10 protein-coding genes and 2 tRNA genes are annotated in these 10,188 nt (G+C 69.5%); 5 read left to right on the forward strand and 7 right to left on the reverse strand.

Going from position 1 to position 10,188, the window contains the following annotated elements:
- Positions 1 to 151: 151 nt before the first annotated feature.
- Positions 152 to 1,324: a L,D-transpeptidase gene (locus tag ABD951_RS15355; RefSeq protein ID WP_425569862.1), complete on the reverse strand. Its 1,173-nt coding sequence runs from the start codon at positions 1,322 to 1,324 to the stop codon at positions 152 to 154.
- Between the two features lie 296 nt (positions 1,325 to 1,620).
- Here ABD951_RS15355 and ABD951_RS15360 point away from each other — a divergent pair.
- Both ABD951_RS15360 and ABD951_RS15365 read left to right on the forward strand, forming a co-directional pair.
- Positions 1,621 to 1,696, forward strand: a tRNA-Lys gene (locus ABD951_RS15360).
- 66 nt (positions 1,697 to 1,762) lie between these two features.
- A tRNA-Lys gene (locus ABD951_RS15365) sits at positions 1,763 to 1,835 on the forward strand.
- A gap of 44 nt (positions 1,836 to 1,879) precedes the next feature.
- Here the strand turns inward: ABD951_RS15365 and ABD951_RS15370 are convergent.
- Positions 1,880 to 2,101: a DUF3618 domain-containing protein gene (locus ABD951_RS15370; RefSeq protein ID WP_345346396.1), complete on the reverse strand. Its 222-nt coding sequence runs from the start codon at positions 2,099 to 2,101 to the stop codon at positions 1,880 to 1,882.
- 80 nt (positions 2,102 to 2,181) lie between these two features.
- On the opposite strand from ABD951_RS15370, the gene bcp reads away from it, so the two are divergent.
- On the forward strand, positions 2,182 to 2,655 hold the full coding sequence (bcp, locus tag ABD951_RS15375) for a thioredoxin-dependent thiol peroxidase (RefSeq protein WP_345346399.1): 474 nt from the start codon (positions 2,182 to 2,184) through the stop codon (positions 2,653 to 2,655).
- 74 nt (positions 2,656 to 2,729) lie between these two features.
- Here the strand turns inward: bcp and ABD951_RS15380 are convergent, their stop codons facing one another.
- From ABD951_RS15380 to gadC, 3 genes are read right to left on the reverse strand one after another with little or no spacing between them, the layout of a single operon-like run.
- Positions 2,730 to 4,088, reverse strand: a complete 1,359-nt coding sequence (locus tag ABD951_RS15380; RefSeq protein WP_345346402.1) for a dipeptidase — start codon at positions 4,086 to 4,088, stop codon at positions 2,730 to 2,732.
- A gap of 52 nt (positions 4,089 to 4,140) precedes the next feature.
- Positions 4,141 to 4,632, reverse strand: a complete 492-nt coding sequence (locus ABD951_RS15385; RefSeq protein ID WP_345346405.1) for a hypothetical protein — start codon at positions 4,630 to 4,632, stop codon at positions 4,141 to 4,143.
- Position 4,633: 1 nt separating this feature from the next.
- A complete protein-coding gene (gadC, locus tag ABD951_RS15390) occupies positions 4,634 to 6,112 on the reverse strand; it encodes a glutamate/gamma-aminobutyrate antiporter GadC (protein WP_345346408.1) in 1,479 nt (492 codons plus the stop codon).
- Positions 6,113 to 6,355: 243 nt separating this feature from the next.
- On the opposite strand from gadC, the gene ABD951_RS15395 reads away from it, so the two are divergent.
- Positions 6,356 to 7,147, forward strand: a complete 792-nt coding sequence (locus ABD951_RS15395; RefSeq protein WP_345346411.1) for a TetR/AcrR family transcriptional regulator — start codon at positions 6,356 to 6,358, stop codon at positions 7,145 to 7,147.
- Here ABD951_RS15395 and ABD951_RS15400 read toward each other — a convergent pair.
- Both ABD951_RS15400 and ABD951_RS15405 read right to left on the reverse strand, forming a co-directional pair.
- Positions 7,114 to 8,697: an MFS transporter gene (locus tag ABD951_RS15400; RefSeq protein WP_345346414.1), complete on the reverse strand. Its 1,584-nt coding sequence runs from the start codon at positions 8,695 to 8,697 to the stop codon at positions 7,114 to 7,116. The two genes, ABD951_RS15395 and ABD951_RS15400, sit on opposite strands and share 34 nt — an antisense overlap.
- Positions 8,698 to 8,706: 9 nt before the next feature.
- Positions 8,707 to 9,285, reverse strand: a complete 579-nt coding sequence (locus ABD951_RS15405) for an MTB12 C-terminal domain-containing protein (protein WP_345346417.1) — start codon at positions 9,283 to 9,285, stop codon at positions 8,707 to 8,709.
- Positions 9,286 to 9,472: 187 nt separating this feature from the next.
- On the opposite strand from ABD951_RS15405, the gene ABD951_RS15410 reads away from it, so the two are divergent.
- Positions 9,473 to 10,129, forward strand: a complete 657-nt coding sequence (locus tag ABD951_RS15410; RefSeq protein ID WP_345346420.1) for a phosphodiesterase — start codon at positions 9,473 to 9,475, stop codon at positions 10,127 to 10,129.
- Positions 10,130 to 10,188 lie beyond the last annotated feature (59 nt).

Below are 10,188 nucleotides of genomic sequence, written 5' to 3' on the forward strand. Positions count from 1 at the left end.
TTCCACGCCTCCGCGCTGACCCAGCTCGGTGGCGAGCCGCAGGGCATCCACCGCTCGATGATCTGATTCGGCGCCCCGTCGCGGGCGACGTCCGACCACAGTGCCCCGCACCCGAATTCGGGTCCGGGGCACTGTGGTTTCCGTCACCCCGTCAGGCGTTCGCGTTCCCGGCCTTCCAGGTGGCCCACGGGATGTTCCAGTCGCCGAGTCCGTCGACGCCGGACAGCGTGCCACCGACGGTGTTCTTCACGATCGCGATGTCGCCGCGCTTGGTGTTGTCGTACACCCACTTCGCGTTCGCGGGACTCAGGTTCAGGCAGCCGTGGCTGGTGTTCGAGTAGCCCTGCTGACTCACCGACCACGGCGCGGAGTGGAAGAAGATGCCGCTGTAGGACATCCGGGTCGCCCAGTCCACCGGCGTGCGATAGCCCTGTGGGGAGTTCACCGGCACCCCGTACGTCGACGAGTCCATCACCAGGTGGTCGAACCGGTCTCCGATGATGTAGACGCCGTTGTCGGTCGGGGTGCCGTCCTTGCCCATCGACGTCGGCATCGTCATCACGACCTGCCCGTTGCGTTCGAACGTCACCTGCTTGGTGACGTCGTCGGCGGTCGCGACCATCGCGTCGCCGATGCGGAACTGCGTGTGCTGGTTCACCTGCCCGAACAGCCCGTTGCCGAGGTCGCGGCCGAAGACGTTGACGTCGACGGTCACGGTCGTGCCGGGGACCCAGAACCGTTCGGGCCGCCACCGCACCTCACGGTTGTTGACCCAGTAGAACGCCCCCTCGACGGGCGGGTTCGTGACGACCGTGATCGCGTTCTGCGCGGCCGCCCGGTCGGGGATGTTCTCGTCGAACTGCACCGCGACCGGCTGCCCGATGCCGACGACGTCGCCCTCGCCCGGCAGGACGTACGGCTTGGTGAGGTTGCCCGGCGAACTCGTCGCGAAGTTCGACACCAGGGTGCCCGGGCCGCCGAGCCCGATCGCCTCGGCCTGCAACCGGTAGTGACCGTCGTAGACGAGTGGCGCGGTGTTGACCCAGGACCGGCCGTCCGGGGCGATCGCACCGGCCACCGTCGCGCCGGCGGCGTCGACGAGGGTGACGTTCGAGAGCTTGCCGTCGGTGACCTGCACCGCGACCGGTTCGCCGGGCGAGTGCCCGACCGCGCCGTCGGCGACCGCCGCGGTCAGTTTCGGTTTGATCAGCTCGGTGACGGGGTTGACGTCGATCGCCGGTGCCGCGGACGCCTGGCCGCTCGACGGGACCGTGCAACCCGACACGCCCAATGCCAGCACCGCCGCGCCCAGCGCGATCCCCACCCGCAACGTCCTCACCGCAACCCCACTTCACACGTGTCCTCGACGGGACCCCGAACCGCGCCGACCTCCGCGCGACAACCCGCGACCCGGAATTTTGCCAGGTCGTTGCAGACCGCGCCCGCGGCGCTCCCGCAGGGCGCCATAACGTTCCCGTTGCAAACACCGCCAGCGGGGAGACCGCGGCGGATCCACCGCCGCAAAAGCCGACCTGACCAGCCGATTTCACATCCGGCGGCGACTGCTGTTAATGTTCTCTTCGCACCGAGCGAGACATCACGCCTCGCGAGACGCACCGCGCGCCATTAGCTCAATTGGCAGAGCAGCTGACTCTTAATCAGCGGGTTCGGGGTTCAAGTCCCTGATGGCGCACCACACGCAGGCCCCGGTCCTGGCTGTTTCATCCAGCAACGGATCGGGGCCTGACGCGTGTCCCACCAGGCGCCATTAGCTCAATTGGCAGAGCAGCTGACTCTTAATCAGCGGGTTCGGGGTTCAAGTCCCTGATGGCGCACAAGCAACAGGCCCCGGTCGTCTCCGACCGGGGCCTTTCGCGTCTCAGCGGAAGATCTTCCGCACCACCAGCACCGCCACCAGTGCACCCGCGCCGATCAGCGCGAACTTCACCGGGGGCTCGTTCACCTTGGCGAGCACCGCGGTCTTCGCGGTGTCGAGCAGCCGCTTCGGGTTGGTGCGCACGCTCAGCTCGTCGAGGGTGCTGGCGAGCTGGTTGCGCGCCCGCTCGATGTCGCGCTCGATGCTCTCGGTGTCCCTGGGCACGTGAATCCCACTTCCTCTCGTGGTCGATCTCTTCTCCGCATGACCGTACCCGGCGTCGCCCGGCAAGTAGCCTGGCCACCGTGACCGAGAACATCAGACTCGCCCCCGGAGACACCGCACCCGACTTCACCCTCCCCGACGCCGACGGCAACGAGGTCTCGCTGTCGGACTACCGCGGCCGCAAGGTCATCGTGTACTTCTACCCGGCCGCGAGCACCCCGGGATGCACCAAACAGGCCTGCGACTTCCGCGACAGCCTCGCCGAGCTGAACGACGCCGGGCTCGACGTGATCGGCATCTCCCCCGACAAGCCGGCGAAGCTGGTGAAGTTCCGGGACACCGAGTCGCTGAACTTCCCGCTGCTGTCCGACCCGGACCGCGCGACCCTCGCGGCGTGGGGCGCGTTCGGCGAGAAGACGATGTACGGCAAGAAGGTGCAGGGCGTGATCCGGTCGACCTTCCTGGTCGACGAGAACGGGAAGATCGAGGTAGCCCAGTACAACGTGCGCGCCACCGGCCACGTCGCCAAGCTGCGCCGCGACCTGTCCGTCTGACACCCGCGCGCCGCGGCGACGCCGTACCCCGACCCGGCGGACCGGTCGACGGTTCGGCGTCACCGCGGCGCGTTTCAGGATCCGAAGCGACCCAGGAACAGCGCCTCGGCGACCGCGAGATTCTCGATCTCGGACGGGTGGACGCTCTCGTTCGGGGCGTGGATCAGGCAGCGGGGCTCCTCGACGCCCAGCATCACGATCTCGGCACCGGGAACCATGTCGGCGAAGACGTTGCAGAGCGGGATCGACCCGCCCTGCCCGACCGTGCCCATCGCGCTGCCGAACGCCTCGGCCATCGCGTCGCCGAGCGCCGCGTACCCCGGGCCGTCGGTGCTCGCCCGGAACGGCGCCCCGACCTGCTCGGGTTCGACGGTCACCTTCGCACCCCACGGCGCCCGGGCGAGCAGGTGCGCGGTCAGCGCCTCCTGCGCCGCCTGCGGGTCCATTCCCGGCGGCACCCGCAGGTTCAGCCGTGCGGACGCCCGCGGCTGGATCGCCGCCGCCGACCCGACCACCGGCGGGCAGTCGATGCCGAGGATCGTCAGCGCCGGACGCGCCCACACCCGGTCCGCGACCGAGCCGGTGCCCACCAGCTCCACGCCGTCGAGAACGCCCGCGTCGGTACGGAACTGCTCCTCGCCGTAGCCGGCGCCGTCCCAGCTCTGCCCGGAGTCGAGACCGTCGACGACGGTGTTGCCGTCCGCGTCGCGCAGCGTCGCGAGCATCTGGACCAGCGCCGCCAACGCGTCCGGGGCCGGACCGCCGAACATGCCCGAATGCACCTCGCCGGCCAGGGTTTCCACGTGCACGACGACGTTCGCCACGCCGCGCAGGGTGACCGTCGCGGTCGGCTCCCCCACCTCCGCGTTGCCGGTGTCGACCACGAGGATCATGTCGGCCTGGAACAGCTCCGGCCGCGCCTGCACCAGCGCCTCGAGGCCGCCGGTGCCCATCTCCTCGGTGCCCTCGGCGACCACCCGGATACCGACCGGGAACGGCGCACCGAGCGCCCGCAACGCCAGCAGGTGCATCACGATGTTGCCCTTGCAGTCCGCGGCGCCGCGGCCGTACCACCGGCCGTCGCGCTCGGTGAGCTCGAACGGCGGTGTGTGCCACTTCGTCTCGTCGCCCGGCGGCTGGACGTCGTAATGGCAGTACAGCAGGACGGTCGGCGCACCGGGCGGTCCCGGCTGGTGCCCGACGACGGCGTGCGAGCCGTCGACCGTCTCGATCAACTCCACCGAGCCCACCCCGGCCGCCCGGAAGGCGTCCTTGACCCAGTTCGCCGCGCCGAGACACTCCTCGGGCGGGAACTGGCGCGGATCGGCCACCGACCGGAACCGCACGAGCGTGGCCAACTCCTCGCGGGCAGTGGGCATCAACCCCCGGATCGCGTCCCGGATTCCGTCCTTCGTCGTCACCTCGTCGGTCACGCCCGCTCCTCTCCTGGCCGGTGTTGTCGTCCGTCGTCGGTGGGTCTCCGACTCATCCTTCGTCGGTGAGCTTCAGATCGTCGATCGTCGCGTCGAAGTCCGCGAGGTGTTCGGGGCAGTAGACCTCGAGCACCAGGCGTTCGCCGACCACCAGGTTCCGGGCCGCGATGATCGGACGAATCCCTGGTCCGGCCGCACCGCTGACGATCTGCTGATCGAGCGTCGCCTCGTTCAGGGCGGCGGCGGGGTCCGCGCAGACCGCTCCGCCGTCGGTCCCGAGCACCCGGGCGGTGGCGTCGATGTCGAGCGGGGCCAGCCCTGCCGCCGAGAACCGCAGGGCCAGTTCGGTGGCCATCCGGTTCGCCTGCTCGCTGCGCTTGTCCTGGTTGAACGCCACCAACCCCCACACCGCCAGACCCACGAACAGTGCGAAGGCGACGAGGTACAGGGTCAGATGGGTGTTCTCGGGACGCGTGTGCAGATCGTCGACGGGTGCCACGCTCACCGCGTCGTCCGAGGCGGATCCGGTTGCAGGTGTACTCATCTCACGCCTCCTGTCCGGAGAGCTCCTGGAGCGGATCCACGGTCACGTCCTGTTTCCAGGACGGCTTGCGCAGGGCCAGGATCAACAGCGGCACGCCGAGGCCGACGATCCCGAACCCGCCGCCGACGATCAGCACGTAGACGAACACGCTGCCGCCGCCGAACTGCGACGGCGGGACGAAGCCGATGCAGAACGCGGCCACACTCGAGATCAGACCCACCCAGCACAGCAGGAACAGCGCAGGCGCGCGGTAGCCGCGCGGATGGTCCGGCTTGGTGCGCCGCAACCGCATCGCCGCGACGAACATCAGCAGGTACACCACCAGATACACCTGCGTGGTGATCACCGACAGGATCCAGTAGGCGCTCGACACCTCGGGGATGAACGCGTACAGCAGCGCGATCAGGGTGGTCACCGCACCCTGCGCGACGAGGATGTTCTGCTGGATACCGTGCTTGTTCAGCTTCTGCAGCGCCGGCGGCAGGAAGCCGTCCTGCCTGCCGATCATCAGCAGGCCCTTCGACGGCCCGGCGAGCCACGTCAGCATGCCGCCGAGCGACGCGGCGATCAGCATCAGGGCGAGGATCGGTGTGGCCCAGCCGAACCCGAAGTACGCGAAGAAGGTGTCGAAGGCCTGCATGACGCCTGCGGTCAGGGACAACTGGTCCGCGGGCACCACCCAGCTGATCGCGACGGCGGGCAGGATGAAGATCGCGAGCACCAGACCCATGGCGACGAACATCGCCCTCGGGAACTCGCTCGCCGGCTTGCGAAGGCTCGAGACGTGCACCGCGTTCATCTCCATGCCGGAGTAGGACAGGAAGTTGTTGACGATCAGCACGAGCGACGCGATGCCGGTCCAGGCCGGCAGCAGCGCGGAGAACTCCATCGGTGCGGCCGAGGCGTTGCCCTGTCCGAGGAACACGATGCCCATCACGATCAGCAGCACGCCGGGAATGAGGGTGCCGAGCACCAGTCCGGCACTGGACAACCCGGCGACCGCCTTCATGCCGCGCGAGGAGACGAACACCCCCGTCCAGAACAGGGTCACGATGATGATCGCGGTGTACAGGCCGTTCGACGCCAGTGACGGGTTGATGACGTACGCGAAGGTGCTGGCCACGTAGCCGAGCAGCGTCGGGTAGTAGAAGATCGTCATCGCGAACTGGCACCACACGGCCAGGAACCCGGCCTTGTCGGAGATCCCCTCGCCCACCCACCGGTAGACGCCGCCCGACCAGCCGGACGCGAGTTCCGCGGAGACCAGGGAGGTCGGCAGCAGGAACACGATGGCCGGTACGACGTACAGGAAGACGCACGCGAGCCCGTACACCGCCATCGAGGGCGCCGACCGCAGACTCGCGACCGAACTGGTCGTCATCATGGCCAACGCGATCCACGTGATGTACTGCTGCCGCGGACCCACCGGCAACACCCGGCCCGCAGTCGGTTTCGCGGTCCCCTCGGTCCCCACACTCATCAGCTCCACCGCCCTCTCGCACGGCCGTCCGGACGGACGACGCGCGCCCACGACGGCAAGCTCCTGCTAGCACTATCCACGCGAACCGGACGTCGTGCTGGGTTGGAATCGAATCGTGACGCCAATTCACCCGATTCGGGTGACCCGGGCGCCGCTCCCCGAACCGGAGGTGTCCGGTACCACGAGAACCACCAGAATGCGTGGTTGATCGAATCCGGCGCGGGCGCCGGTTAACCTGGGTGGGTGGAGTCCATGACCAGCAGCCGAGCCTCGCGTCGTGCGGACCCGGCCCTGGTAGCCGGCGCCGAGGCGATCTCCGACGTCTCCCTGCCGGGACAGGCACCGGACGCCCCGCAGGAGCTGCTGCCCCGCAAGCGGCCCACCCAGGAGCGCAGCCGGCGCAAGTTCGACGCGCTGCTCGCCGCGTCACGGGACCTGCTGACCGAGGTCGGATTCGAATCGTTCACCTGCGAGGAGGTCGCGTCCCGCGCGGACGTCCCGATCGGCACGCTGTACCAGTTCTTCGCCAACAAGTACGTCATCGTCTGCGAGCTCAACCGGCAGGACTTCGCGTCGGTGCGGGACGAGCTCGAGCAGTTCGACGGCGTGATCCCGTCGCTGGACTGGCTGCGGTTCCTCGACAGCTTCGTCGATCACCTCGCGACCCTGTGGACCTCCGACCCCTCCCGGCGGGAGGTGTGGCTGGCGATGCAGTCCACCCCGTCGACCCGGGCGACCGGCAAGATCAGCGAGAAGCAACTGGCCGGGAAGATCGCCACGATGCTCGCGCCGCTGACACCGCGGACACCGCTGCACCGGCGGACCCTGATGGCCGAGGTGCTCGTGCACGTCGTCTACTCGATGCTCAACTTCTCGGTCCAGGACGGTCAGTCGCACTCCGACGCGGTCGCGGAACTCAAGCGCCTGATGGCCGCGTATCTCACCGTCGCCGAGAAAGAGTCACGCGCGAGCCGCAGCCGGTCGGTCGACGAGGCCGGCGGTCACGCCGCGGGTACCTCCCCCGCCGGTTCGTAGCCGCCGTGTCCGCCGCGGCGGACCGCGGTCACGGTCACCGCCGCCGCGACCAGGATCAGGATCGCCGACACCAGCAGCGCGGTGTCGAGGCCGGCGTGGAAGGCGGCGTACGCGGCGTCGATCACCTTCTGCACGATCGGCCCGTACGCGGCGGTCGCGGCCGCGTCGCCGCCCTCGGGGACCGCACCGGTCTCGATCGCGTGGATGACGATCCCCTGGAACGAGGTCGGCACGTCCAGGTCGGTGAGCCGGTTCGTCAGATCGGCGTGCAGGTGCGCGTTCACCAGCGAGCCGAGTGCGGCCACCCCGACCACCGCACCGACCTGACGCATCGTGTTCGTCGCCGCCGCCGCCATGCCGGAATGCGCGGCAGGCACCCCGGTCAGCACCGCTGACGTCAACGGCACCACCGCGACACCGAATCCGAGCCCCGCCACAGCGAGGGTCGCGGCGAGCGGCCCGAACGAGGGCGTGCCCGCAAGCTCGTCACGGGTCAGCAGGATCCCGACGGCACCGAGCACACAGCCGACGATCATCGGCACCGCGGCGGCGGCCCGGGCCACCCAGAATCCGCACGCGATCGCGCCGACCACGATCGCGGCGGCCATCGGACCGAACACCGCGGCCGTGCGCTGCCCCGAGTAGCCGAACACCTGCTGCAGGTACAGGGCGGTGAAGAAGAAGATCGAGAACACCCCGAAATACACCGCGAACGCGACGATCAACGCGCTGCGCACCACGGGCGGGCGCAGGAACCTGAAGTTCAGCATCGGATTGCGGACCCGCGACTCGACCAGCACGAACGCGACGAACGCGAGCCCACCGACCACGAACAGGCCGATCGACGACGATGCGGCGTAGCCGACCGTCTCCCCGTCGATGGCCGCGTAGATCACGCACCCGAGGAACGTCGCCCCGAGCACGCAACCCGCCAGGTCCAGCCGGCCGGGTTGCGGGTCGGCGCTCTCCGGGACATACCGCAGCGCCGCGAACACCAGCACGACGCCGAGCGCGAGGTTGAACCAGAACACCGCCCGCCAGTCGAACGCCCCGACCAGCAGTCCGCCGATCACCGGGCCGAGAGCGAGTGCGAGTCCCGACACCCCGGCCCACGCGCCGAGGGCCTTCGCGCGGTCCGCCCGGTTCGGGAACACGTGTCGGATCACCGACAGGGTGCCCGGTTCGGACGCGGCCGCACCGACCCCCATGACGGCGCGGCCGAGGATCAGCACCGCGGTGGTCGGTGCCGCTGCAGCCACCACCGAACCGGCGCAGAACACCACCATGCCGCCGACCATCACCCGGCGCCGGCCCCAACGGTCGCCGAGCGAACCGCCGATCAGCATCAGGCTCGCGAACACCAGTGTGTACGCGTTGATCACCCACTGCAGCGGCACCACCCCGGCCTGCAGGTCGGACTGCACGGACCCGAGCGCGACGCTGACGATCGTGGTGTCGAGGAAGGTCAGGAACAGCACCGCGCAGAGGGTGGCCAGCGCGAGCCGCGGCCGCGTTCCCGCGGTCGCCGGTGTCAGGGTCACCGGCTCCATCGCCGCACCTCAGCTGGTTGGCGGCGCCGGGGTGGCCGGGTTCGCGCACGCCGGCGGCGGATTGCCCTCGAGCGTGAGCAGCGCACAGAACGTGGACTGCGACACCTTCCACGTCCCGTCGACCTGCACGGCCTCACCCATCTGATCGGTGAGAGCAGGCTGGCCGTTGATCAGCACCGTGTAGGTGACGGTCGCGTGGCCCGGCGCGTCCATGTCCACGTGCGACACCGTGGCGGTGGTGCCCGTCGCCATCGGCGAGTTCGCCTGGGCGTTGATGGTGTCCGCGAACGCCTCGCCGTTCTGGACCAGGGTGATCTTCGTGGCGCCTGCCGTCTCGCCCGAGAAGAACGTCACGAACGCGTGCGTGACCGCGTCCGTGTCCGCGCCGGCGGCGGTCCCCGTCGCGTGGGTGGTCTCCGTCTCGTGAGTCGTCGCTGTCGTGTGGGTCGTCGTCGGAGAGGTGGTCGTGGAGGATTCGTCGGAACTGTTGCCGCAGCCTGCAACGGCCGCGGCGAGAAGTGCACCGAACGCGAAGGCGGCCGCGAGCCGCTGTGGCCCGCCCCGCAGGATCGGTGTGGAGTCGACCATGATGCCCCTTCCAGTGAACTGAACCGAGCAGTCTTCCCCTTCGTTCTACGCCGATCCCGCGGCGGCGCGCGGGGAATCGCCCAATCGCTGACGATGGCGACATCCCGATCCGGAAAACGCAGGACCGGCCGACGCCCGAACTCGGCGTGCCGATTGAAGGCCCGCCGAAACGGGTACCGCCTCTCCCATGAACTACATCGACACTGCTCTCCGCGCGCCCTTCGCACTCGCATCGCCCCTCCGCCAGGTGCGGGTGTTCCACGCGCACGGCGCGGTGACCCAGGGACATGCCGAGTTGGGCTCCCACTGGTGGCCTGTGCAGGGACGAATTCCGGTCACCGCCCGACTGTCGCGTGGACTCGGCCTCCCGAGCGCCCTGCCCGACGTTCTCGGCCTGGCCGTGAGGCTTCACTTCGCCGCCGGCCCGTGGGACCTCCTGCTGGTGACCGCGCCATCGGTGACCCGGATGGCGTTGTGGCCCGCTCGCGGCTGGTCCAGTGCGCGTTACAGCAGCCTCACCGCGTTTCGCACCACCGAGAACGGAGCCCTGACATGGGTGCTCGCCAAACCGGACGCCGGGCAACCCCGGACCGGTTCCCTGACGGCGCTCTCCGACTGCGACCCGCTGGATTTCACCCTGTCCCTGGCGACCGCGCGCTCCGACGCGACGCCCGCCGGCCGGCTGTCCCTCGGGCCCCCGACGGAGAACGACGACAACCAACCGGCCTTCGATCCGGTGCTCAACCATCCGGACCAGGTCGTGACGTGGCCGCAGTGGTTGGCGTCCGCTCGACGGGCGGCCTACGGAGGCAGCCGAGCCGGGCGGCACGCCGCGCCGGCATGACACGCGTTCCATCGGATACACGACGGCGGGGCCGGCCGGTGGAGTGATCCACCGGCCGG

Source organism: Rhodococcus olei, assembly GCF_039540555.1.
GTDB classification, from domain to species: Bacteria; Actinomycetota; Actinomycetes; order Mycobacteriales; family Mycobacteriaceae; genus Rhodococcus_G; species Rhodococcus_G olei.

Coding starts and splice junctions, on each gene's coding strand:
- ABD951_RS15385 (WP_345346405.1), bottom strand. CDS start 4,632: ATGAGTACACCTGCAACCGGATCCGCCTCGGACGACGCGGTGAGCGTG.
- gadC (WP_345346408.1), bottom strand. CDS start 6,112: ATGAGTGTGGGGACCGAGGGGACCGCGAAACCGACTGCGGGCCGGGTG.
- ABD951_RS15400 (WP_345346414.1), bottom strand. CDS start 8,697: ATGGAGCCGGTGACCCTGACACCGGCGACCGCGGGAACGCGGCCGCGG.
- ABD951_RS15405 (WP_345346417.1), bottom strand. CDS start 9,285: ATGGTCGACTCCACACCGATCCTGCGGGGCGGGCCACAGCGGCTCGCG.
- ABD951_RS15410 (WP_345346420.1), top strand. CDS start 9,473: ATGAACTACATCGACACTGCTCTCCGCGCGCCCTTCGCACTCGCATCG.